The organism is Desulfonatronovibrio magnus (assembly GCF_000934755.1).
GTDB classification, from domain to species: Bacteria; Desulfobacterota; Desulfovibrionia; order Desulfovibrionales; family Desulfonatronovibrionaceae; genus Desulfonatronovibrio; species Desulfonatronovibrio magnus.
On the sequence record NZ_KN882175.1, the window covers coordinates 668,897 to 691,771 of the forward strand.

The following is a 22,875-nucleotide window of genomic DNA, read 5'->3' on the forward strand; positions in this document are numbered from 1 at the left end:
TATATAAACATCAAAACAAGCAACAATTCACAAACCTTACAATGCTTACCCATGTGTCAGTAGTTCTTTGCAGGCCCAAGTTTTCTGAAAATATTGGTTCAGTGGCCAGAGCCTGCGTAAATATGGGGTGTTCCAGCCTTGTGCTCGTAAGCCCACGCAGTTTTGACCTGAAAAAGGCAGCTCCTCTTGCCACATCTAAGGGCAAAGTCCTTATTGAGCAGGCCCAAGTCCATGACAGTCTTGAAACAGCCTTGAAAGATTTCCACCGGGTTTACGCCACAACCGCCAGAGTGGGAAAATGGCGCAAGGGCATCCTGAATCCATGGGAAGCAGCTCAGAGCATTATGGATGTTGAAAAATCAACACCTTCGTGCGCTCTGGTGTTTGGCCCCGAAGATAAAGGACTGACTAATGAAGAAGTGGAGCTTTGCTCCCATATTATATCCATTCCCACCTCTAAGGAGGCCTGGTCCCTGAACCTGGCTCAAGCCGTTCTAATAGTGCTCTATGAGTGCTTCAAACTCATACCTGCTTCAGATTGCCGCCAGATCAAACCAGGAGATTCACGTCTTATCACCCGGCAGGAGTCCATGATCCTGAACCAGAACATCCGCGAAGCCCTTCTGACCATAGATTTTCTTGACCAGGACAATCCCGATTATTTTATGATGCCTCTCAAGCGTCTGCTGTCCAAAAAAGACCTGCGCCATCATGAATTCAATCTGCTTATGGGCATTTGCAGGCAGATCAAGTGGATGGCGCATAAAAACAATCAGGGACCACAATAAAAATGACTATAACAGTGGTGCATTACAATTAAGCCGGTATGAATCAACAGGAAGATTCCTGGTAAACACTGGTCAGACTCTCTTTGGAAAAAGGCTTGAAAGTAATATCGTTTACTCCGGCATTTCTCGCGTCTTCATTATCCTGCGTTTCATTCTGGGTGGTAACCATAATGACAGGCAGATCATTTTTGGAATAGATTTCTCTTATGCCCTGGATCAAATCAATCCCGGTCATATCCGGCATATTCAAATCAGTAAAAACAACCTGGGGTTTGTTATTCTTAAGCCAGTCCAGGGCCTTTCTCGGAAATTCGAATAAAACAGGCTCAAACCCCATTTCGTAAAGAGTGCTCTTGTATATATTCAAGATCATCTTGGAGTCATCTACAGCCACAGCCACAGGTCTTGCTGCAGCCTGAGGCTTTTCACCTTCAATCTTTTCAGCCAGGTGCAGGTATCCATATTTCTGCAGCAGAGACTGAAAAAAATTCTGCAGGTCTGGAGCAGCGTTTTTAGTTAGATAGCCAAGAGCCATGTCCTGAAAAAATGGATATTCGATCAAAGCAATAAAAAGGTTTTTGGCTTGAGCGCTGATTATAGACCTTACTGTTTTAAGTGCATCATGGTCACGTTCTTTGACCATGTTCTTGACACCAGCCACAAGAACCTCATTGAGATTACGGTCAATGGCTGATGCAGCCGCCACACACACATGTTCTTCCTTGTCCGTCAATCCTCTGGCCAGAATGTAAGATCCCTTATCAAGAGGCAGCTGACCCAGGGTCTCGTAAGCAGCAAAGCGCACATTGGCATCAGCTGGTTCCTGGCTGAGCAGCTTTCTGATGGGAACAAGGGCAGAGGAATCCCCAATGGCCCCGAGAACATTAAGTGTATGCACCTGCAGGTCTGGGTCGTTGTAAAACAAATTTTCTCCAAGGGTCGGCACTGCTTTTGCCCCAATACGAGTCAGTTTAGCCTTGGCATAATTTCTTAAATGTGCATAATGCGAACCAATGGTCTGATTAAGTTTGTTTATGGAAGTCTGATCCTGAATCTGAGAAAAGACATCCAGAATAAGAATATCGATCTGATGATCAGCTCCCATTTTTTCCGCTAACCTCTGCATGGCTGTCGGCGTCCCTATCCTTCCCAGCGCTCTGATGGCTTCAAGAATAAGAGTTTTATTGTTGGAATATAAAAACTCACTTATGGCGTTGGTGGCCCCAGGAAAGCCCAGCGTCCCAAGTCCTATTATGGCTTCCTTGATGACCTTTTCATCAAGTTCATTGGCCATTATATTCAAAAGTACTGCCGACGCACCGTCCACCCTGGCCTCAGCAGCAATATTGATGAACAGCTCTCTTGGTTCAACCTTGTCCATAATGGTCTTGAGCAGAAAGTCAGGCTGTTCTAATGATTTGGAAATCAGAATACCCCGAATATCTGGAAGGTTGGTAGTGATGGACTTGTTCTTCTGTATCAGCCCTGTAAGCAGAGGGATGGTAAAATCCGGATCACCTTTTTCCAGAAGGTTAATAATCTTTTTCTGGGTATCCTTGTCAGTGTCATTAAGGTAGGCAAGGACTATATTAGCCTTAATGGTATCCTTTTTATCAATATTGTCCGATAGCTCAGAAATCAAATGCTGCGGGTCAACGTCCATGAAAAACTCCTTAAAATAATATGTTGATTTTTATCATACCCCGCATGACTCAAGGGCAAGTTCTTTGAGAAACAGTGTAAGCTGCCTGTTGGTTCTGTCAGCCACCTGCAGGATCTCTTCGTGGGAAGTTACCTGCATGCAGTCAGGAAGATTATGATTGGTCAGACACGAAAGACCAAGGATACTTTTTCCCATATGTGCTGCAGCAATGGACTCCAGTACTGTGGACATGCCTATGGAATCAGCCCCAAGTTTGCGAAATGCCCTTGTCTCTGCTCGCGTTTCAAGACAGGGCCCTTTAATGCCCATATACACTCCCTGGTGCAGATGAAACCCCATCTTGACGGCAGTTTTGCGGGCAGATGTCAAAAGGTCCTGACAATACAGCCTGCTCATATCTGGAAATCGGGGTCCCCACTCATCAATATTTTCTCCGCACAAAGGGTTTTCACCTGTCAAATTGATCTGATCAGTAATACCCATTATGGTTCCCGGTTCAAAAAGTGGATTAAGGGAGCCAGCCGCATTGGTCAAAAAAACAGTCTCGGCCCCCCAGAGACTGATGATCCGCAAAGGGCGAACCACCTCTTGCGCTGTATACCCTTCATAAAGATGAACCCTGCCTGAAAGAACAGCAACCTCGCTTTTGCCGAGTCGACAAAGCATAAGCCTGCCTGTATGTCCTTTTATGGTTGACCGGGGAAACCCCGGTATTTCACTATAATTAATGCTGTGTACAGGGTTAAGGACACCCGTCATGCTCCCAAGCCCACTGCCCAGAACCATAAGCAGTCGGGGCCTGAAATCAGGATAACTGTCTTTTAGAAATTTCTGCCCCTGCAGTACTTTTGTTTTTTCAGACATAGTGCTAATGTTTACCTCATCGAGTTATTGATGTATGTACCTCTTAACGAAAAAATTCATCACTTTAAAAAAAGTCCACTGGGTGCGGCACGGAAACTTGATTTTTTACGACTGATGTCGCCCTGTGATGAACCACCGGACATTAAAAAGTATAACTTATGTGTTAACTGATTTCTTTTTAAGGACCTTTAATGGATATTGCAACTTTTTTTGGGATCATAGTCGGGTTTTCTCTGGTTATTGGAGCCATTATCATTGGTGGCGCTGTTGACACCTTTGTCAACATACCCGGCATGATGATTGTCATGGGCGGCACAATGGCGGCCACCACCATCAACTTCCCAGTCAACCAGATCAATAAGGCCTTCAGAGCTGCTTTTTACATTTTTTCCAAAAGAAGTGTGAACTCCAATGATGTTGTCAATACCATGGTCAGAATCGCTGATATCAGTCGCAGGGACGGTTTGCTGGCTTTAGAAAATATCAAAACTGAAAATGCTGTTTTAAAAAAAGCCTGCCAGCTTATTGCCGACAACACAGACCCAATGATGATTGCTGAAACCCTTCGTATTGAAATTACTTCTCTTAGAAACCGGCACGCCATTATTCAGGATGTCTTCAAAAAAATGGCCACCTTTTCTCCAAGCTTTGGCATGATCGGCACTCTCATCGGTCTCGTGCAGATGCTTACCAGACTGGATGACCCGGCCACCATAGGACCGGCCATGGCAGTGGCCATTCTGACCACATTTTATGGGGCTTTACTGGCTACTCTGCTCTTTTTACCCATTGCCGGAAAACTTAAAAGCAGGACACAGCAGGAAACCCTGCATCTTGAGATTATTTTTCAGGGAGCTCAGTCAATCCTGGAAAACAACAACCCCAGAATAGTCTACGAAAAGCTTTCATCATTTGTACCGCCTTCGGAGAGAAGAAATGAAAGAAGATAAACATACTGCAACATACTATGACGACGAAGATGATGACACCAGAGCATGGGTGACTACCTTTGCTGACATTGCCTTGCTGCTTCTCGTTTTTTTCATCCTTCTGTTCTCCTTTTCAACCTTAAGCGATCAGAAATTCGAGCAGACTATTCTTTCCGTGCGTCAGTCTCTTGGCAAGCAGGAGACCGAAGACTGGGGGCTTCGGATAAGAACTGACACTTCAGGTGTGCTGATGGATCAGGCAACCATGTACAGACAGATGCTTGAAGCACAACAACAGGTTTTTTCAGATATACAATACTATTACAGTCAGGAAGGCCTTGACGGCATAGTGGGTGCCCGTCTGCAGGAAGGGCTAATCACCCTGCGTCTGCCAGCCAGCGCTCTGTTCGGCCTGGGACAGGTCGAGCTCACCCCTGAAGGCAAACGCATCCTGGAACAAATGAGAGAAGTATTTATCAGACATCATGATCAGCAGATAAACATTCAGGGACATACTGATAATATTCCACCCAGGACGGGTGGTCGTTTTCAGGATAATTGGGAAATTTCATCCCTGAGAGCCCTTAATACTCTGCGCTACCTTATGGAACTGGGCATTGAACCAAAAAGGATGACCGCTACCGGGTTTGCGGATCTTCAACCACTATTTCCCAACAACACGGAAGAAAACAGGGCCCGCAACAGGAGGGTGGAGTTTGTACTTGAAAAGAGAATTGGAGGTCAGTAATGGATATGTTTAACGATCAATTACAAATAGACTACGAGAGCTCATCACCAAGAAAAGCCTATCGGGTTGCAGTGCCTAATCTCAAGGCAAAAATAAAAAATATGCCTGAAGAGTTCCCGGCCCTTGATATAAGTGCAGGTGGAATGGCCCTTTCTCTTTCTCATATGAAAGAGCACGGACTTGAAGAAGGTCTTGAAGTTGAACTTTCAATACTTATAAAAAACAGGGTTTTCCTTGACGAGATTAAAGGAAAAATTGTCAAGATAGATGATAATATGGCAGCCTGCCAGTTTTCAGAAATAACTCTGCGTCAGGAAGCCAGACTTGACAAACTGATTCTGGAAGTTCAGAAAAAAATGCTTGAGTTTCACAGAAAAAAGAAAGAAAATGAAACAAAACAGGAAACGTGATGAGACCATTTCAAGGGACAGTCTCATTTTCCAAATATGAGACTGTTCTTTAATGTGGAGGCGGCTTCCAGCCGCCTGGCCTTAATAGCCTGCAGGATGCAGGCTCCACTATAAAGACAGTTACTCACAAGTTCGGTCCCGGGCCGACCGGGTGGGAAGCTCTCAACTATTAACAATTAACTGATAACTTTTAACTCTCAAGTTATTTTACTATCATGAACAAACACAATATACTGATTGCCAATAGAGGAGAAATAGCTCTCAGAATAATGCAGGCATGCATAGAGCTTGGCGCAAGATTCACTTGCGTCTACACCAGAGAAGATGCCAATTCCGAACATTGTACCGAAGCCATGAAAAAGGGTGGTGAAAAAGCTCTTTACCGCATAAGCTCATATCAGGATCCTAACGAAATCTTTGCTGTGGCAGATGCTGCAGGATGCACAGCCGTTCACCCCGGATATGGTTTTTTTGCCGAAGATTACAGGTTTGCCAGGCGGGCTGAACAAAGGTCCAGAAAACTTGCTTTTATTGGTCCATCATGGAATATAATTCAGGAACTCGGTGACAAGATAAATACCAAAAGGCTGGCTAGACGACTTGACGTGCCCACAGTACCGGGATCGGATCGGCCCATCTTTGATGACATGGAAGCTGAAGAGCTTGCAACCTCCCTTTTTACCTTTCAAAAGGAAATCGGGGTGCATCAACCGGTCATTCTGGTCAAGGCCTCTGCAGGCGGGGGGGGGATGGGCATTGAAGAGGTTAACGATCTGGACAGGTTCAGAACAGTGCTCAGAAGAATTAAGAACTATTCCAAGCGTCAGTTCAGGGATGAAGGCGTACTCATCGAGCAGAGAATTTTTGATTTCAATCATCTTGAAGTGCAGATTCTTGGTGACAAGCATAAAGGAGCAGTCCATTTCGGAACCCGGAACTGCACAGTGCAGAGTATTGGCAGACAAAAACGCATTGAAGTAGCCCCTGGATTTGATCCCGAAAACATCAGCTATGCCTTTGATGCCTCCAAAGTGCTTGAAGATATCACGGAATACTCTTTGCGCATGGCAAGAGAAGTGGGCTATGATAGTGTGGGGACCTGGGAATGGATCATAAGTCCCATGGGACACCCGTTTTTAATGGAAGTCAATACCCGCATTCAGGTTGAAAACGGCGTGTCTGCCATTATCTCCACCATCAATGATCAAGAGGTTAATCTCCTCAAAGAGCAGATCAGAGCAGGTCTGGGATTTGAGCTGGGTTACGATCAAAGCGATATCGTCTTTAACGGGGTAGGCATAGAATACCGTATTCTTGCAGAGGATCCTGACAATAATTTCACCCCCTGGGTAGGCCGCATAGAAAAATTCAGCTGGACTGATTACCCCTGGCTGAGAATGCACACTCATGTTCCTACTCAAAGGCCATATGACATACCTACTGAGTTTGATCCCAATCTGGCACTGGGCATTGTCTGGGGTGAAAACCTTGATCAGGCTAAAATGCGGGGAGAAATATTTCTTGAAAAACTGATTCTTCAGGGGACCAATCCGGCCGGAGAGCCTCTCAAATCCAACATTGAATTTTTAAAAAGCAAAACCCGCGATATTCTTGTTTTTTAGTCAATCGCGTCCCGCTCACTCAGCTTTCCAAGCTTTAACATCAAACCAAGTGCACCAATATGAATCAAGCAGAAAAACAGATTCTGGATTTATCAGAACGTCTCAGATACATTGAAGATATTTTCGGCAACCGTGAAAACGCCAACGTTGCCCTGCTCAGATCCAAACTGAATGATTTTAAAAAAAATCAGTCCAGCTTAGATGCCGGGCAAATTAAAAGGCATCTCTCTTCTTTGCAGGATCTTTTTCACTTCCTGGAAAACAAACTGGAAAAAGAACTCACACCCATGGACCGGGTCAGAATCGTCAGACATCCTCAAAGAATATCTCTTAAAGATATCCTTGAAAATGTTTATGACAATTACACGGAAATAGGTGGGCAGGATGAGTACAGCATTGATCCGGCCATGATCATTGCCAGGGCATACATTACCCGCAAGGTGGGCAAAAAGATCTACAAGCAGCCGGTTATGGTCATAGGCCAGGAAAAAGGTCATGGACAGGAGTTTCGCAACGGCGGATCTGTGAAGCCCTGGGGCAATGCCAAGGCACTGGAATACATGAAAGTTGCAGAAACAGAAAATATCCCTGTCCATACATATATTTTTACTCCTGGAGCATTTCCCATTGAAGATTATCCGGGAGCAGCCCAGCAGATTGCCAAAAATATTTACACCATGGCCGGCCTTAAGGTTCCTGTTATAGCAGTTATTTCCGAGGGCGGATCCGGTGGTGCTGAAGCCATTGGCCTGGCTGACACCAGGATAATGATGTCTCACGGATACTATTCCGTAATTTCCCCTGAAGGAGCAGCTGCCATTGAAGGAAGGCTTCGGGGAGGAGCAAGAGCTACTCCTGAACTTGTAGACCGATGTGCTCAGCAGCTTAAAATCACAGCTCAGGATAACCTCAGAATGGGCTATATAGACCGTATTCTGCAGGAACCACCTCTCGGAGCCCGCTCAGAGCATTTTGACTTTTTCAAGAAACTGCGCCAGGAAGTTATCCTTGCCACTGATGAAGTAATTTTGTCTGTCAGGGGCTTTAAGCTGTTCAGAGCTATTGCCCTGCGTAAACTTAACAATCCCAATATTTATGTGCGCTGGGGACTTTCTCCCAAGTCCATGGAACGACTCACCTGGCAGCGCTACCAGAAATTCAGGTCCTACAGCCTGAAGTACCTGGTTGACAGAACAGCAACCTGGCATAAGGTCATTACCAAAATCAATGAGGTTAACTGGTCCATATACTCGTTTTTACGCTACGAGTTCCTGGGCAGACACCAGAGAAAAATAACTCACCTGGCCGAAGACGTTCAAGGTGAGGTGCAGGCGGTATTCGGCCGCATCATGAACAAAGGCTCCGAAATTATCAAAAAAATTCCCGGCTTTAAGAAAGAACAGGAAAACACATGTCAATTAACTACTCTTTCTTCATGGGAACCAGGAATAACCTGGGACGAGCATTGTCGTTATATCAGCCCTCAGGCCAACCAGGACAGGACCATAACCTGCCCCAACAGCTCCAAATTCGGCTGCCTTGATCTCTGGATTCCTGACCTGTTCAGCGATTTCGCAGGAGTCTGCAGTAATTGCGGGCATCACTTTCCCATGGAGTATGAATGGTATCTTTTCAATGTATTCGACAGCAGGTCCATCAGGGAATTCAACTCCAGAATAGAGAGCTCCAATCCCCTTGAATTTGATGGCCTGGACAATAAGATTATTCAAGCCCAGAAAAAAACCGGGCATAAAAGTTCATGCATGACTTTTGAGGCAAGTATCAAGGGCGTAAGGGTGGTTGTGGCCATGCTCATGGCTGGATTTCGAGGAGGAAGCGTTGGTTTGGCAGAAGGAGAAAAGTTTATTCAGGCTGCTGAAACAGCCAAAAGAAAGCACCTTCCTTTTCTGGCCTATGTTCATGGAACTGCAGGAATACGAATTCAGGAAGGCACCAACGGAGTCATCCAGATGCCGAGATGCACCCTGGCAGTCAGGCGCTACTTAGAATCAGGTGGTCTGTACCTTGTTCTGTACGACACCAACTCCTACGCAGGTCCTGTAGCCAGTTTTCTGGGGTGCTCGCCGTACCAGTTTGCTGTACGCTCCGCCAATATAGGCTTTGCCGGTCCAGGTGTTATTATGGAAACAACAGGTCAGGATATTGAACCGCACTACCACAAAGCATTCATGACCCTGTCCAGAGGACATATTCAGGGTATATGGGACCGCAGGGAAATTCGAGACAATCTGCATCAGTCTCTTATGACCATGGGCGGTGAATTCCTGTACTACAGATAGCCATGTTAAGTACCCTAAACAATCCCGTAAAGGAGATCCCCTTTGATTGATACAATATCTCTGCTTGATGAAATCAAGAAAGCACCATACAAGGAGCTAACAGTCTCCACCCCGCATTCAGGTGAAATTGAGTTTGTGGTCAATAAGGCCGGAGTCAAGGTTAACGGCAAGTCTGGTAACTGGGGTGAAAAACCGGGTACCCTCCTAGCCTACCTGACCCGTGAAGGCAATAAAAAACCCATCTACTCGCCCGAAAAAGGCGAGGTAGTCATGTTTCATGATGTTCAGAATAATCAGTTTGTTCAGGCTGGCACTCCATTGCTGAAGATCAGGCATTTTTTGACTAAACAGGAAGTAATTGATATTATCCTGAAACAAACACTGCATCTCTTCCTCGCTCCTGAAAAGGGCAAGTATTATTTTGTGTCTGCCATTGATTTAAAACTCAAGGCCAAAGGTTTGGGTCATGTTAATATCAAACCAGGAGATGAAGTACTGATTATCTCCAGAATGAAAAGAGAAACTGTGCTCACTTACGAAGGTCAGCCAGGAATAATATTTACTATATATTTCAACTCCAGTGAAAGTGTTGAAGCGGGATCGCCGCTCCTTGGCATATGCCCCAGGGACCAGCTTGAGGATATCAAGGAGGTTGTTGCCAGGATTCAAAACAGTTGGGAGGAAAAAGAATAATGGGCGAACTAATACAGATTAGAGTCACAGCAGGAATTCATGATCGTGAAAAGGCTGTGCGCAGGTGGTCGGGTTTATACCGAATTGCCTTTGACCAGGACCCTGACCAGGACATGAGCAGATCAGAATTTATGGTAGAGCTTATTGATGCCTTATATGACAGGATGAGGCTCGGACAGTTGCCCAAAGCTTACCAGAACCTTGAAAAGGATATTGAAACAGTTTACAAAAATAAGGCTAAGCTGCAATCTTTTCTCGCTGACCGTAACCCTCAGGAAGCTGACAAAATTTCTTATCTGTTGGAAGATGGCCTGGACAGAATGCAGGAAGTGGTAAATGATTAAAGTTATAGCTGATGGCTGAAAGTTGAAAGCTGATGGCTGATGGCTGATGGCTGATAGCTGGTGGCTAAAGGCTGAAAGCTGGTGGCTGGTGGCTGAATAAAGATATTATCACCAAAGAATATATTTTAACCATATAAACCATCCGGGAGGAATCATGGCAGGATCCATGAACAAGGTCATCCTTGTCGGCAGGCTCGGTCAAGACCCCAAGCTGGCCTATGCAGCCAGTGGAGTAGCTGTGGCCAACTTCAGCCTGGCCACTGATGAGTCTTTTACAGACCGAGACGGCAACAAGGTTGATAAAACTGAGTGGCATAGAATAGTTACTTTTGGCAAACAGGCAGAAATGTGCTCTAATTACCTGTCCAAGGGACGACTGGTTCTGGTTGAAGGCAGTCTGCAGACAAGAAAATGGCAGGACCAGCAGGGCCAGGACCGCTACACTACAGAAATCAAGGCCTTAAGGGTACAATTCCTGGATTCCAAAGGCCAGGGACAAAGCGACCAGTCATATGTTCCTGCACCAGAGCATAACAGGCAGTCAGATAATCGAAAGAGTGAATCCAGAGAATCCAAGGAACAAATGGGGCCGGCCTTTCCTTCAGAAGCAGGCGGCATGGATGATGCGCCGTTTTAAGTGATACACCTGATAGCTCAACTGTTATCATATTCCCGACGTTCAATGTGGAGGCGGCTTCCAGCCGCCTGCTTTTTATCCTGCAGGATGCAGGCTCCACCTATCAAAACAGATAACTCTCATGTTCGGTCCCGTGTGTGTCCGGGTGAGACACTGAAAAAAGTTAAAGCAGGACTTTCCCGCAATCCAACTGAAACAAGTAATGTTAAGTTTGGAGCTTGGCTGTGATTTTCAGGCTGAAGGCTGAAGATTCAGGTTACAGGACCTAATTGATCTTGTCAGTGTCCAAAAATTTTCTTGTTTTTGCTGCAGGATTAAAACAGTAAATAAAGTCAGTTCCAAAGTATTCCATGACTGATAAAAAATATTTGTCAGGAATTACCAGACATAAGGGTTGCCATGAAAATATTACTCCACACAATAGTCATATCCATTTTGCTTGTCCTTTTCTCTTCAACTGCTTTGTGGAGCTTGAATGAGGCTGACAAGGAAAAGTTCCTGGAAACCAAAAGCTGCCCTGAATGCAATTTAAAAGGGCTTATCATGCGCCAGGCAGAGCTCAAAGATGCAAATCTGAGAGGAGCAAATCTTGTTGAATCCAGTTTTTACGGCTCTGATCTGCAGGATGCTGTACTGAGCAGCGCCATACTGACCGGTGCGGATTTCCGTGGAGTAAATCTCAGGGGCGCAAACCTGAGCAACGCTAAGCTGGACGGCGTTAATTTTTATGGGGCCAATCTGCGGGTTGCCAACCTGTACAAGGCTGATTTGAGAGGCGCTAACCTAAGTGGTGCAGATCTCAGTGCAGCCAATTTGAGCATGATTAACTTAAGCGAGGCCAACCTGAGCTGGACCATATGGAATGACGGAACAACCTGCGCTCAAGGATCCATTGGCCAGTGTGATTAACCGGCCAGTTACAGGCCCCCGGGTGAAGCGTTTATAAATGATAACCGGGCTGTGCACAAATCCTGCAACAGAACAAACATCAACTTTTCGGTTGCTCATCTTTTAAAATTATTTCCGTTCGGTTCCTGCCCCCATTCTTTGCCTTATACAGTGCATCATCAGCACGGCGCAGCAAAGCATCCTCATGCTCTCCAGGTACAAACTCGCTGACCCCGAAACTTCCTGTAATTTTTCCAACTTCTCCAAAGTCAGCACACATAATTTTCAAGCGCAGTTTTTCAGCCACGTTCCAGGCACCCTTGTAGTCTGTATGCGGACAGACAACCATAAACTCTTCACCGCCCCATCTGCCAAGAGAGTCTGTCCTGCGAATATTATCCTGCAAAAGAGCTGACATCCGCTGTAAAACCATGTCTCCTGCCTGATGCCCGTACTCATCATTAACCCCCTTGAAATTGTCGATATCAAGAAGAATGATTGATAAAGGCTCGCGGGAGCGATTGACCCTGAGGATCTCATTGTCCAGAATCCGTTCAATTTTCATCCGGTTATAGACACCAGTCAGGCTGTCAGTAATGGACAGTTTTTCAAGCTCTCTGGTTTTTACAGCCAGATCCCTGTGGGCATCGGCAATCTCCCGATTCAATCTGAAAAGCTTGCGGTTCCAGTATAGAAAAAAAGCCACAAGAAAAGATGCCACCACCCCAATCTGCCATACCAGGGCATAATCAATGCCCTGCTCATACCTGATGGATATCCACTGCCGGACGATACTGTTTATTTCCTGAGAAGAAAGATCATCTATGGCCTTGTCAATAATATTTAACAATTCCGGTTGTTCCGGACTGACCCCTACTCTGAAAAATTCTTTATATGGAGTCTGACCTGCTATTTTAAGGTCATACAGACCCATCTCATGAATTTTAGAACTAACCAGATGCATGTTACCAATGGCAATATCAGCTTCGCGCTTAGAAACCCCTCTCAAAGCCTGCTCCAGTGTTTCAAAGACCACTGTTTCGATTTCAGGATAATTGGTCAGAATAAAATTTTTTATGGGATCGCCCTGCACAACTGCCAGTTTGTCCCACACAATGGAACTCAAATCTGGTATGTAGGTATGCTGATCCCTGGAAACCAGAACTGTCAGTGACTCAAGGTATGGCTTGGAGAGAAGCATGGCACCCTGATCCAGACCAGTATCACGTGCAATTGTCAGGATGTCACACTCGCCCTGTTCATAAAGAGTTATACTTTCTTCCCATGTGCTGGCAGCCTGGACATAAAAAGGGACATTAATACGTTCTTCCATCATTTGCATAATGCCGGCTACCATTCCATCGTAATGATTGTTATCCCTTATCTCTTCAAAGGGTTGCCAGGATGGATTGACACACAGCCTGATGGAGTCTTTGGAATCAAGGTAATTCATTTCAGCTGTGCTCAGATTCAGTGATGACTTATCTTTAGCTTGTTCTGTTCTAAACCATTGGTCCCTCAGAGAGGATATCTCTTCCCTGGTTATAACATTCATGGTTTTATGCAGTATGCTGTGCAACAATTCCTGCTCATGATGTACTCCCACGGAAACCGGTGTTGAGCCTAAGACATCCGTCTCCAGAATGGGAATATTTACCAGATCCATAAGCAGATACCTGTTGATCAGATAATCAAATACAGGTTTTTCAGACAAGGCTGCGTCTGCCCTGCCCGATGAAACGGCATCAAGACACCTTAAAGGGTTATCCAGAGCCAGAATGTTAATTTCAGGGAAATAATACTCCAGAATTTCATGATAGTAAAAATCTTTTGGTACGGCCACTGTTTTACCCTTCAAGTCACTCAATTCATTGATATCATCTTCCTCCCCCCTTCTGACCACAATACCTGATAAAAAATTGAAGTATGGTTCTGTAAACAGGATAAAATGTTCTCTTTTATCTGTTCTGACCACATCTCCCAGGATATCTATCTCTTTAGTCTGCAGCATACTCAAGAATTCGTTCCAGGTTGGTCCGCTAATATATCTGAACTCAATTCCCATCTTTTGAGCAAGCAGATCCATATAATCTATGACAAAACCTCTCGGCTGACCGTTTTCATTAAAATTGAAAGGTGCCCAATGCTTTAGATTGCTGACGGTAAGAACGGGATTGTCCAGTAAAAACTGTATCTCCTGTGCGGAAAATTGTGGCCTGCTCTGATCCTCTATGGAAAACCACTTTTCACCCAGCCTGATTTTTTCATTTTCTGGAATTGAATCCATGGCCTTTTGCATGATATCCCGCAATGGAGCCATGTCTTTGCGAACTGAAATATAAAGACCCTGGGGGCCAAGCTCTGGTACCCTTGTCTCTCCAACAACCTTGAGGTCATAAAGAAAATTGGTTGTCATCAAATAGGAAACACTTCCATGGTATCCAATATATGCATCAGCATGGCCGTAACTCACAGCCCTGAGGCCTTCCAGAACATTTACAACCTGGTAACGATGAATCTCTGGAAAATGCTGCTTTAGTACGCTTTCCTGAACATACCCACTGGCTACGGCCACTGTCTTGCCCTTGAGGTCTTCAAAATTATTTATGGACTCATCATTGCGATGAGTTACAATAACATAGGGCAAAACAAGAAACGGCTCTGTAAAAAGCATATACTCGGCTCTTTCATCAGAGTACCAGAGGGAAGGAAGCAGGTCGATTTTATCTTCACGGAAAAGCTGCAGAAGTTCAGCCCAGGTATAACCATTTATATATTCAAACGAGATGCCCAGCCTTTCACCAAGAAGCTCCAGATGCTCAATGGCATACCCATGAGGTTCTCCATGGCGGCTGAAATCAAAAGGAGGCCAGTCATCTTCATTACCTACCCGGATAACTGGATGTTGCCTTAAAAAATCTACCTCTTCCTGTGTCAGGCTGATATCGGCATGAACACCGGAAAGTGATTGTGATGCCTGGGCTGATTGAAAAGAAGAAACTGACCAGTGCTGCAAAAATGGAAAAACGAATGTAAAAAGTAATAGCCAGAAAAAAATCAAAAATATTTTTTTAAACATGAAAAGACCTGAGTTAGTAAAATTAAACGACTTAGAACAATCAGACAGAGCCATTTTTCCTGAGAAACTATGCTGAGCAAAAAAATTGCCACCAGGAAAAAACTTCTTAACTGCCTGCTTCTATTTTTACATACCCCAAAACAGCCAGACTCGCAACTAATCTCATTTTACTGTAATGCGTGTATAAATTTGACAATCTCTGCTGCCATAATTACAGAATTAAATCTTGCACGCTGAACTTCAGCAGACAAAGTCCATAACATCGAAAAAATGATCTCAAACCATTAGGCTGCTCAACTATGTCAGAGACTCAATTAGCACAACAATCTTCCACTTCGTACATGCTTGAGCCAACAGGCAATATGCGTGTACCGGCCATCTTATACACGGACGATGTGCTTCTGAGCCGAATGGAAGAAGATGTTTTGCGCCAGGTAGCCAATGTGGCTTCGCTCCCTGGCATTGTAAAAGCTTCCATGGCCATGCCGGACGCCCATAGCGGATATGGCTTTCCCATTGGCGGTGTTGGTGCTTTTGACCCTGAAAAGGGTGGTGTTGTTTCTGCAGGCGGAGTTGGTTTTGACATATCATGTGGTGTAAGGACCATACTCACTGGAATTCACAAGGATGAGGTTAATGCCCAACGTAAATTAATTGCTGACTTGCTCTTTCAAAATATTCCTGCAGGACTGGGTGTAGGAGGCTCTATCAAGCTGGGCAAGCGTGAAATTGACAGAATGCTCGGCAAAGGTGCTGCCTGGGCTGTCAAAAATGGATATGGCTGCCTGCAGGATCTTGAAATGTGCGAAGAAGGCGGCACCATGCAGGGAGCTGTTCCTGAATATGTTTCTGACAAGGCCAAACAGCGACAGGCCAGGGAAATGGGAACCCTTGGCTCAGGCAACCATTACTTGGAAGTTCAAAGCATTGATCATATTTATGATCATGAAGCAGCGCAGGCTTTTGGTCTAATCAAAGACAACGTAGTTGTAAGCATACATTGCGGTTCACGCGGCCTGGGACATCAGGTGGCTACAGACTATATTCGGCTTATGCAGGCTCAAGCTTCAAAACATAAGCTGCATCTTCCTGATCGTGATCTTGCCTGTGCCCCAATAAATTCTGAACTGGGAAACCGGTATCTCGGAGCCATGCGAGCAGCCATAAACTGTGCTCTGGCCAACCGTCAGATCATCACACATTTAATGCGCGAGGCCTTTCAGACTATTTTTCCAGAAGCGCGTATGCCACTTTTATATGATGTTTCTCACAACACCTGCCGTGAAGAGATGCACATGATAAATAATGTCAGGACCAGGCTTTTTGTTCACCGTAAAGGCGCTACAAGAGCCCTTGGCCCAGGCGCAGCTGAACTTCCACAACCTTACAGGCAGACAGGGCAGCCAGTACTTGTGGGAGGAAGCATGGGAACAGCATCCTATGTTCTAACTGGAACTTTGGAAAGCGCACAACTCAGCTTCAGCTCTGCCTGTCATGGTGCCGGCAGGACCATGAGCCGCAAGCAGGCAGGCAAGCAGTTCAAGACTGCAGGACTCATCAGTTCATTGCTCGAGCAAGGCATTGAAATCAGAGGGCATTCCCTGAGGGGACTGGCTGAAGAAGCACCCAAAGCATACAAAGATGTAAACAGAGTCATCCAGGTCACCCACGATGCCGGTCTGGCAAAAAAAGTTGCACGACTAAGCCCTGTAATCAGCATCAAGGGATGAATACTGGGTGTATGCCAATATTTGAACCAAATTAAAAAATTTTGTAGTAGTTTAACCTTGAATTAACACTACAGCGACACTTTTTAAGCTGGAGGGGACTGGCTCTTTTGCCGCCGGATAAGTCTGCCTATTTTACGATTTAAGGCTGGCAAAAGTGCCTGTTCCCGGTTGCCGAGGCAATTATTTGCGCAAAGTGTCGCTGCAGTGATAAGAAATCAATGGTCTGAACTGTTGCGAAATTTTAAACCGCCCCGCATTACAGGGGCAAAAACAAGGAGTTATAGATGTCGAAAGTACAGGATGGAACTAAAGTCAAGGTGCACTACACTGGCAAACTCAACGATGGAACAGTATTCGATACTTCCAAGGAAAGAGATCCTTTAGAATTTACAGTTGGACAGGGACAGGTAATTCAGGGATTTGAGGACGCTGTGCGGGGTATGGAAACCGGAGACAGCAAGGAAGTAACTGTAGCCTGCGAACAGGCTTATGGCCAGCGCCGTGAAGATATGATTCTGGAAGTTCCCAAGGATAAGTTTCCGTCTGAAATTCCCATGACTGTGGGTCAGCAGCTTATGCTCAGGCACCCTGAAGGTCAGGAATTTCCAGCGTTTATCGTGGAAGTTAAGGATGAGGCAGTAACTCTTGATGCAAATCATCCTCTTGCCGGTGAAGAACTTAACTTTGAAATTGAACTTCTTCAGCAATAATACCAGCAGCAGGCTCAACCCTAACTCTCACAGACTCGCCTATTCACATGGCCAGTCTGTGAGAGTGACAAAAACAACAATGACCAATGTCCCCAATCTTCAACCTTGAGCCTCCTACCCTTCAACCCCTTCAGCCTCCTACCCTTCAGCCTTCAACCCTTCAACCCTTCAGCCTTCAACCTTCTTCCCTTCAACCTTCAGCCTTCAGCCTTCTTCCCTTCAGCCTCCTACCCTTCAGCCTTCAGCCTTCAGCCTTTAGCCTTTAGCCTTCAGCCTCCTACCCTTCAGCCTTCTCCCAGCCTTCTTCCTTAGGGCAGACTATTCGCTCAGCCTTGTAACTTCCACCACTTCCTTCAGCTTGCGCAGTTTGCCGATACTGTCATAAAGATGAGATGAATCATGCACCATGACTGTAAAAAGCAACTCACTCTTGCCGTCCACATTTGACTTGAATGATCCGGAGTCAATGTTAACATCTTCCTTGGTCAAAAGTGTGCTTATTTTGGCCAGAACTCCCTTTTGATTGGCGCAGATTATCTTGACCTTGGCCGGAAAAGATTTATGCAGCTCGCTTTCCCAGAAAACCTCAATCTGTCTTTCAGGCTCCATCTCCTGAACATTCTGGCAATCAGTAGTATGGATGGCTACGCCGCGTCCCCGACTGATATAACCCACAATTGGATCTCCAGGCAGAGGATTACAGCACTGGGCAAACCTGACCATTACATCGCCAACACCCTTGATCCTGATACCTTCCTTTTTCGCTCCGGGATGAACAGCCTTTTCTTCGAATTTTTGCTCTTCCTGGATCAGGGATTCATCTTTTACCTCTTCTTCTCTCGGCAAAAGTTTGTTAAGAACCTGTCGCGGTGTTATGCGGGCATAACCAATGGCTGACAGCAAATCCTCTTCTGAATTTAATGAATAGTCTGCTGCAATTTCTTTAAAACGACCTTTCTTAAATGCCTGATTGATATTAATGCCAAGCTTTCGCCCTTCTTTATCCAGCACCTCTCTGGCCAGACTTATACTCTGTTGACGTTCTTCATTGCGAATCCATTGTTTGATGCGGGTTCTGGCCTTGGCGGTCTTGACCAGTTTCAGCCAGTCTCTGCTTGGATGCCGGTGCGGATCTGTTATAATCTCAACTGTATCGCCATTTTTTAGCTTGGAATTAAGAGGTACCAGCTTGCCGTTAACCCTTGCTCCGGAACATCTGTCGCCCACTTCTGAATGGATCAGATAAGCAAAATCAATGGGTGTTGCCCCTTCGGGCAATTCCTTGACCTGTCCCCTCGGAGTAAAAACATAAACCTCGTCCTCAAAAAGATCAAAACGCAAAGAGGCCATAAACTCACGTGGATCTTTCAGTTCTTCCTGCCAGTCCAGAATCTGCCGCAGCCAGTTGAATCTCTCGGCATCCTTTTCATTGAGTTTGCCATCCTCTTTGTATTTCCAGTGAGAGGCAACACCAAACTCAGCCATCTTGTGCATCTCATCAGTTCTGATCTGAATCTCTACCCGCTCACCATCAGGTCCAATGACTGTGGTATGCAGGCTCTGATACATATTGGCCTTGGGCATGGATATATAGTCTTTAAATCGGCCAGGCACAGGCTTCCATATGGAATGGACAAGCCCCAGTACTGCGTAGCAATCTTTTATACTGTCCACAATGACCCTGAAGGCGATGACGTCGTATACCTGATCCAGTGTCAGACCCTGCTGCATCATTTTATGGTAAATACTGTAAACATGCTTCAGGCGACCGGAAATTTTTCCTGAAATCTGATTTTTCTTAAGCACATCTTCAATAAACGTACAAACCTTCTGAATATACTGATCTCCAACGTACTCATGCTTTTTCAGTCCCTCTTCCACCTGAAAGTACACGTCAGGTTTGAGATATCTGAGACTCAAGTCTTCCAGTTTGATCTTTATGCGGTACAGCCCCAGACGGTTGGCCAGCGGAGCATAAATATCCATGGTTTCCTGGGCCACCATCTTCTGTTTTATTGGCTTTTGGAACTCCAGCGTGCTCATGTTATGAATTCGATCAGCCAGTTTAACCATGATCACCCGGATATCGTCGGCCATGGCCAGGATCATTTTCCTGATATTTTCAGCCTGGGCTTCTTCCTTGGACTCAAAACTCATTTTACCGATTTTGGTTACACCACTGACAATTTTGGCAACATCGCGGCCAAACTGATCATCAATCTCCTCCATAGTGGCTTTGGTGTCTTCCACAGTATCATGCAGAAGCCCCGCAGCTATGGTTGGAGCATCAAGGCGCATTTCAGCAAGAATATTGGATACTTCTAAGGGGTGGGAAAGGTATGGTTCACCACTCAGGCGAATCTGTCCGGCGTGGGCTGCTGCTGAAAAAACATAGGCTTTCTGTATAAGAGCCTGGTCAGGTCCGGAAAGATAAGCTCCAGCCTTATCCAGTATTTCATTAATTCTGATCATTTTTTTTAACCATAAAATACACTGTTGCCCTGTCTCTCATTTTTCCGGCCAGAAATTCTGCACGCTGGCCAAACCCGGTAAAAAGATCAAGATGCCTGCCACGGATTGCACCGCCTGTATCCTGAGCAAAGACGGGACCTGAAACATAGTTGTTCCGACCACCATAAGCGGGCAAAACAGCATCCATAATCATTGCAGATCCCCAGGGAATAACAGCAGGATCGCTGGCCACGCTCACAAAAGGCGTAAGAATCTGGCCCGTGGACCCATAAGGCCCTTCATCATGCAGGTGAAAAAAAATATAGCTGGGATTGGTGTTTAAAAATTCCTGAATCTTGTCTGGATTATCCTCGAGCACAGCCCTGATGGACTGCATGCTCACTTCGCTCTGCTTAAGATAACCCATTTCCACCATAACTCTGCCCAGCGCAACATAGCGCAATCCATTCCGGCCGGCATAGAGCACATGTTCGTATTGTCCATCTGGATACCTTAGCCTGCCCGATCCCTGGATATGCAGAAAAAAAAGATCCACAGGATCATCCACCCAGGCCAGTTCAAGTCCTCTTCCGTAAAGTACCTTTTTTTGATCAATACTTTTGCGGTCATAATATGGTGCAATTCCATTGTCTGTCTGGCGGTAAACAAGGGTCTGACCCTGCCAGCGGGGATGAAAGCGCCCCAGGTCAATAGAAAAAAGATCACAGGGAACAGCATAAATCGGCCAGGAGTAATTATGATCTTCATACCTGGAAGCTTCCAACAAGGGCTCATAATATCCGGTGAGCAAAACATCGGGGTTTACCTTGTAAAAATCAAAATAATACCTGAGCAATTCGGGATTGTCATCAAGTTCCGGCAGCAAAAAGAGCAAAGTCTCCATAGTTTGGGTAATGTCCTGCCATTGCAGGCATAACTCTGGGCGACAAATGGCGTCAGCCTCCTGTTTTCTTGTGTTCAGGTAGACAAGACTCCGCTCTATGGCTTCTTGTAACTCCAGCCAGCTTGCAATCCCCTGGTTCTTTAAACCTGCAGACAAGACATCCAGCACATGTCTATCATCAGCAGGAATAAAATACAGATCAGGCTTAAGCTCAGGTTCAGGATCAGGATCAGGTTCCACAACTTTGGGGGCGCATCCCCAAAAAATCAAAACAAGCAGACTCAAGCACACCATCCCTGCAAACCTGGTGACTACATCAAGGCTGTTCCAGCGTGTAGTTTTACTCATGATTTGATCGCCCCCTCCCGTTCAATGTTGGCGTCAAAGAACTTGCCAACCCCGTATTCTCTGCGCCGGAAAAACTTGTCAGAACTTGGACCTATAATCTGCATTTCAGGATATTTCTCCTGCACATCCAGGGCAATATGCATTTCCTTGGTACAGCCTGTTGAATAGGTCGCATCCTTGCCAGCCCAGATTGGAGGCACTTTCTGTCCCATAAGCTCAAAACTCTTTTCAATATCACTCACAGTCTGAAAACGCCATACATCAATAAGTCCGCTGCGCTGAACCATTTCCCACATATACATGAGATCATCTCCATCCATGCCCTGCTCAAAATGTTCAGCAGGATTGACTATATAGGTCTGGTCCATTCTTTCACGCATATAACCTGCAAATTCATTGATAACTTTTATGGCCATTTGTGTCTGGCCCGGTATGCTGCCAATAATTGCGCTGTAGAATAAAACCCTTTGCCCCTGCAGTCTGGCCTCGAGCATTCCTTTTTTTATTTTTTCCGCCTTGGCCATAATTTCAGACTCAATGAACTTGCGCACCCTGGAACTGCGTTTCTTGAATTCAAAATGCACTTCACCATGACAATCACGGTAAAAGGAAAGTATATCCCTGGAAAACAGATGGGAATTCTGGATGAACCTTCTGAAGTTTCCGCTTCCTTTGGCTACCACCAGATCAGACTCCTTCCAGGCTCTGGCAAAAGTGATGCTGGTGCGGTAAAGGTTCATCCTCTCACGGGTACCGTCGGATATAGCCAGAATTCGATTTTCCCGCTGCTTTTTTAAAAAATCTTTTTTTGTTACCTGACTGTCCTGAACAATATTGGCATCCCTGAGCACTCCTGACAAGGCAGGATCATAATCAATGTCCCATAAAGTCGGGTAATCGTAATAAAAACCTTCCTTTAAAGCCAATACAACCTTATGCCCAAGCCTGATAAAAGTTTGAATGATGCGCAAGTCAAACATGATGCCCCCGGCACTGTCAGGCATGTAGAGAATCTTATAACTGTAAATATTATCCGGGCCCAGCAGAGAGGTCATAACTGACTCAAAACCTTCCCACTGCCTGTTGATTTCTCTTTCAACAAGCACTGAGTCAGGATGAAATTCTTCCTGCTTCCATATATCCGACCAGGTGGACAGGCAGAAAAAACGCTTCAGTTCCAGCAGATCCAGTTCCCAGCGCAGATCCTGTATCTTTTCACATCCCATAGTGGAATCAGGACATGAGCTGATAAACCTGAAAAAAACAGGCGTATTCATAAACTCTACGGCCCGCCGGTTATACTTTTTTTTGATTTCCATGTAGGGATCCTGCAAAGCATTCTGGCTGAGAAAAATATCCAGCATCCGCTTCAGCAGTCTGGAGGGAATCATGAAAGGAGAATTTAAAGCTTTTTGAAACAGATGTTTACAAAGTGACAATACCTTTTTCCTAATAAAGGGATCACCTGAAAAGTCGTGAATCAACCTGACCACCCTTTTCCAGGTGTCAACGTATTCCTGTTTCAGCTCTTTTGTCATTCTGGTTTTGAGCAAATTGTCAAACATCCAGTCAGTACAGGGAGCAAAAACCTGGTCTTCATCAAGATCCACCATAAATCTGAGCTGTTCCGCTGAAGCATTCACCTTGGGATTAACCAGGTGCTCAATATTATTTTCCAGCATAAAATGCAGAAACCACGCATCAAGGTAAGGATCGCGCCTGGTATGAATATCAGCAACAGAATTAATGGCCGGCAGTCGAGGCATT

At 45.4% G+C, this 22,875-nt stretch carries 18 protein-coding genes; 12 read left to right on the forward strand and 6 right to left on the reverse strand.

Annotation, left to right across the window (positions count from 1 at the left end; all coding sequences use genetic code 11):
• The first annotated feature begins 41 nt into the window (after positions 1–41).
• Complete coding sequence (locus LZ23_RS14840; RefSeq protein WP_045215272.1) at positions 42–788, forward strand: RNA methyltransferase; 747 nt, start codon at positions 42–44, stop codon at positions 786–788.
• A gap of 43 nt (positions 789–831) precedes the next feature.
• Here the strand turns inward: LZ23_RS14840 and LZ23_RS14845 are convergent, their stop codons facing one another.
• Together LZ23_RS14845 and LZ23_RS14850 are read right to left on the reverse strand one after the other, a co-directional pair.
• A complete protein-coding gene (locus tag LZ23_RS14845; protein WP_045215273.1) occupies positions 832–2,451 on the reverse strand; it encodes a response regulator in 1,620 nt (539 codons plus the stop codon).
• A 33-nt stretch (positions 2,452–2,484) separates the two neighbouring features.
• Entirely contained in the window at positions 2,485–3,315 is an 831-nt protein-coding gene (locus LZ23_RS14850; RefSeq protein ID WP_045215275.1) for a purine-nucleoside phosphorylase, read from the reverse strand.
• A 191-nt stretch (positions 3,316–3,506) separates the two neighbouring features.
• Between LZ23_RS14850 and LZ23_RS14855 the strand changes: the two genes are divergently transcribed.
• The 9 genes from LZ23_RS14855 to LZ23_RS14895 all read left to right on the forward strand — a co-directional run bounded on the left by LZ23_RS14855 (position 3,507) and on the right by LZ23_RS14895 (position 11,907).
• Positions 3,507–4,265 (forward strand): motility protein A, encoded by a 759-nt coding sequence (locus LZ23_RS14855; RefSeq protein ID WP_045215277.1) that lies wholly within the window; start codon positions 3,507–3,509, stop codon positions 4,263–4,265.
• Positions 4,252–4,992: an OmpA/MotB family protein gene (locus LZ23_RS14860; RefSeq protein ID WP_045215278.1), complete on the forward strand. Its 741-nt coding sequence runs from the start codon at positions 4,252–4,254 to the stop codon at positions 4,990–4,992. Before LZ23_RS14855 ends, LZ23_RS14860 begins: the two co-directional genes overlap by 14 nt.
• Positions 4,992–5,402, forward strand: coding sequence for a PilZ domain-containing protein (locus LZ23_RS14865; RefSeq protein ID WP_045215280.1), 411 nt, complete (start codon positions 4,992–4,994; stop codon positions 5,400–5,402). The genes LZ23_RS14860 and LZ23_RS14865 overlap by 1 nt, the downstream gene beginning before the upstream one ends.
• A 215-nt stretch (positions 5,403–5,617) precedes the next feature.
• The gene (locus tag LZ23_RS14870) at positions 5,618–7,024 is read left to right on the forward strand and encodes an ATP-binding protein (protein ID WP_045215281.1); all 1,407 of its coding nucleotides are present in this window, start codon (positions 5,618–5,620) and stop codon (positions 7,022–7,024) included.
• Between the two features lie 59 nt (positions 7,025–7,083).
• Positions 7,084–9,324, forward strand: coding sequence for an acetyl-CoA carboxylase (locus LZ23_RS14875; protein ID WP_045215283.1), 2,241 nt, complete (start codon positions 7,084–7,086; stop codon positions 9,322–9,324).
• A 42-nt stretch (positions 9,325–9,366) separates the two neighbouring features.
• On the forward strand, positions 9,367–10,017 hold the full coding sequence (locus tag LZ23_RS14880) for a biotin/lipoyl attachment domain-containing protein (RefSeq protein WP_045215284.1): 651 nt from the start codon (positions 9,367–9,369) through the stop codon (positions 10,015–10,017).
• Positions 10,017–10,361: a hypothetical protein gene (locus LZ23_RS14885; RefSeq protein ID WP_045215286.1), complete on the forward strand. Its 345-nt coding sequence runs from the start codon at positions 10,017–10,019 to the stop codon at positions 10,359–10,361. The genes LZ23_RS14880 and LZ23_RS14885 overlap by 1 nt, the downstream gene beginning before the upstream one ends.
• 154 nt (positions 10,362–10,515) lie before the next feature.
• Positions 10,516–10,998, forward strand: a complete 483-nt coding sequence (locus LZ23_RS14890) for a single-stranded DNA-binding protein (protein ID WP_045215288.1) — start codon at positions 10,516–10,518, stop codon at positions 10,996–10,998.
• A 399-nt stretch (positions 10,999–11,397) separates the two neighbouring features.
• Positions 11,398–11,907 (forward strand): pentapeptide repeat-containing protein, encoded by a 510-nt coding sequence (locus tag LZ23_RS14895; RefSeq protein WP_084591079.1) that lies wholly within the window; start codon positions 11,398–11,400, stop codon positions 11,905–11,907.
• A gap of 79 nt (positions 11,908–11,986) precedes the next feature.
• Here the strand turns inward: LZ23_RS14895 and LZ23_RS14900 are convergent, their stop codons facing one another.
• Positions 11,987–14,965, reverse strand: a complete 2,979-nt coding sequence (locus LZ23_RS14900) for a transporter substrate-binding domain-containing diguanylate cyclase (RefSeq protein WP_045215290.1) — start codon at positions 14,963–14,965, stop codon at positions 11,987–11,989.
• A gap of 299 nt (positions 14,966–15,264) precedes the next feature.
• On the opposite strand from LZ23_RS14900, the gene LZ23_RS14905 reads away from it, so the two are divergent.
• Both LZ23_RS14905 and LZ23_RS14910 read left to right on the forward strand, forming a co-directional pair.
• A complete protein-coding gene (locus LZ23_RS14905) occupies positions 15,265–16,695 on the forward strand; it encodes an RtcB family protein (protein ID WP_045215291.1) in 1,431 nt (476 codons plus the stop codon).
• A gap of 284 nt (positions 16,696–16,979) precedes the next feature.
• Complete coding sequence (locus tag LZ23_RS14910; RefSeq protein ID WP_045215293.1) at positions 16,980–17,405, forward strand: FKBP-type peptidyl-prolyl cis-trans isomerase; 426 nt, start codon at positions 16,980–16,982, stop codon at positions 17,403–17,405.
• A gap of 318 nt (positions 17,406–17,723) precedes the next feature.
• Here the strand turns inward: LZ23_RS14910 and LZ23_RS14915 are convergent, their stop codons facing one another.
• From LZ23_RS14915 to LZ23_RS14925, 3 genes are read right to left on the reverse strand one after another with little or no spacing between them, the layout of a single operon-like run.
• Positions 17,724–19,877 (reverse strand): RelA/SpoT family protein, encoded by a 2,154-nt coding sequence (locus LZ23_RS14915; RefSeq protein WP_045215294.1) that lies wholly within the window; start codon positions 19,875–19,877, stop codon positions 17,724–17,726.
• On the reverse strand, positions 19,864–21,108 hold the full coding sequence (mltA, locus tag LZ23_RS14920; RefSeq protein ID WP_052507413.1) for a murein transglycosylase A: 1,245 nt from the start codon (positions 21,106–21,108) through the stop codon (positions 19,864–19,866). Before mltA ends, LZ23_RS14915 begins: the two co-directional genes overlap by 14 nt.
• Entirely contained in the window at positions 21,105–22,874 is a 1,770-nt protein-coding gene (locus tag LZ23_RS14925) for an ARMT1-like domain-containing protein (protein WP_045215296.1), read from the reverse strand. The genes mltA and LZ23_RS14925 overlap by 4 nt, the downstream gene beginning before the upstream one ends.
• Between the last annotated feature and the right edge of the window lies 1 nt (position 22,875).

Excerpts from the sequence above, each read along its gene's own strand:
- LZ23_RS14840 (WP_045215272.1), top strand. The coding sequence starts at position 42 with ATGCTTACCCATGTGTCAGTAGTTCTTTGCAGGCCCAAGTTTTCTGAA.
- LZ23_RS14845 (WP_045215273.1), bottom strand. The coding sequence starts at position 2,451 with ATGGACGTTGACCCGCAGCATTTGATTTCTGAGCTATCGGACAATATT.
- LZ23_RS14850 (WP_045215275.1), bottom strand. The coding sequence starts at position 3,315 with ATGTCTGAAAAAACAAAAGTACTGCAGGGGCAGAAATTTCTAAAAGAC.
- LZ23_RS14855 (WP_045215277.1), top strand. The coding sequence starts at position 3,507 with ATGGATATTGCAACTTTTTTTGGGATCATAGTCGGGTTTTCTCTGGTT.
- LZ23_RS14860 (WP_045215278.1), top strand. The coding sequence starts at position 4,252 with ATGAAAGAAGATAAACATACTGCAACATACTATGACGACGAAGATGAT.
- LZ23_RS14865 (WP_045215280.1), top strand. The coding sequence starts at position 4,992 with ATGGATATGTTTAACGATCAATTACAAATAGACTACGAGAGCTCATCA.
- LZ23_RS14870 (WP_045215281.1), top strand. The coding sequence starts at position 5,618 with ATGAACAAACACAATATACTGATTGCCAATAGAGGAGAAATAGCTCTC.
- LZ23_RS14875 (WP_045215283.1), top strand. The coding sequence starts at position 7,084 with ATGAATCAAGCAGAAAAACAGATTCTGGATTTATCAGAACGTCTCAGA.
- LZ23_RS14885 (WP_045215286.1), top strand. The coding sequence starts at position 10,017 with ATGGGCGAACTAATACAGATTAGAGTCACAGCAGGAATTCATGATCGT.
- LZ23_RS14890 (WP_045215288.1), top strand. The coding sequence starts at position 10,516 with ATGGCAGGATCCATGAACAAGGTCATCCTTGTCGGCAGGCTCGGTCAA.
- LZ23_RS14895 (WP_084591079.1), top strand. The coding sequence starts at position 11,398 with ATGAAAATATTACTCCACACAATAGTCATATCCATTTTGCTTGTCCTT.
- LZ23_RS14900 (WP_045215290.1), bottom strand. The coding sequence starts at position 14,965 with ATGTTTAAAAAAATATTTTTGATTTTTTTCTGGCTATTACTTTTTACA.
- LZ23_RS14905 (WP_045215291.1), top strand. The coding sequence starts at position 15,265 with ATGTCAGAGACTCAATTAGCACAACAATCTTCCACTTCGTACATGCTT.
- LZ23_RS14910 (WP_045215293.1), top strand. The coding sequence starts at position 16,980 with ATGTCGAAAGTACAGGATGGAACTAAAGTCAAGGTGCACTACACTGGC.
- LZ23_RS14915 (WP_045215294.1), bottom strand. The coding sequence starts at position 19,877 with ATGATCAGAATTAATGAAATACTGGATAAGGCTGGAGCTTATCTTTCC.
- mltA (WP_052507413.1), bottom strand. The coding sequence starts at position 21,108 with ATGAGTAAAACTACACGCTGGAACAGCCTTGATGTAGTCACCAGGTTT.
- LZ23_RS14925 (WP_045215296.1), bottom strand. The coding sequence starts at position 22,874 with ATGCCTCGACTGCCGGCCATTAATTCTGTTGCTGATATTCATACCAGG.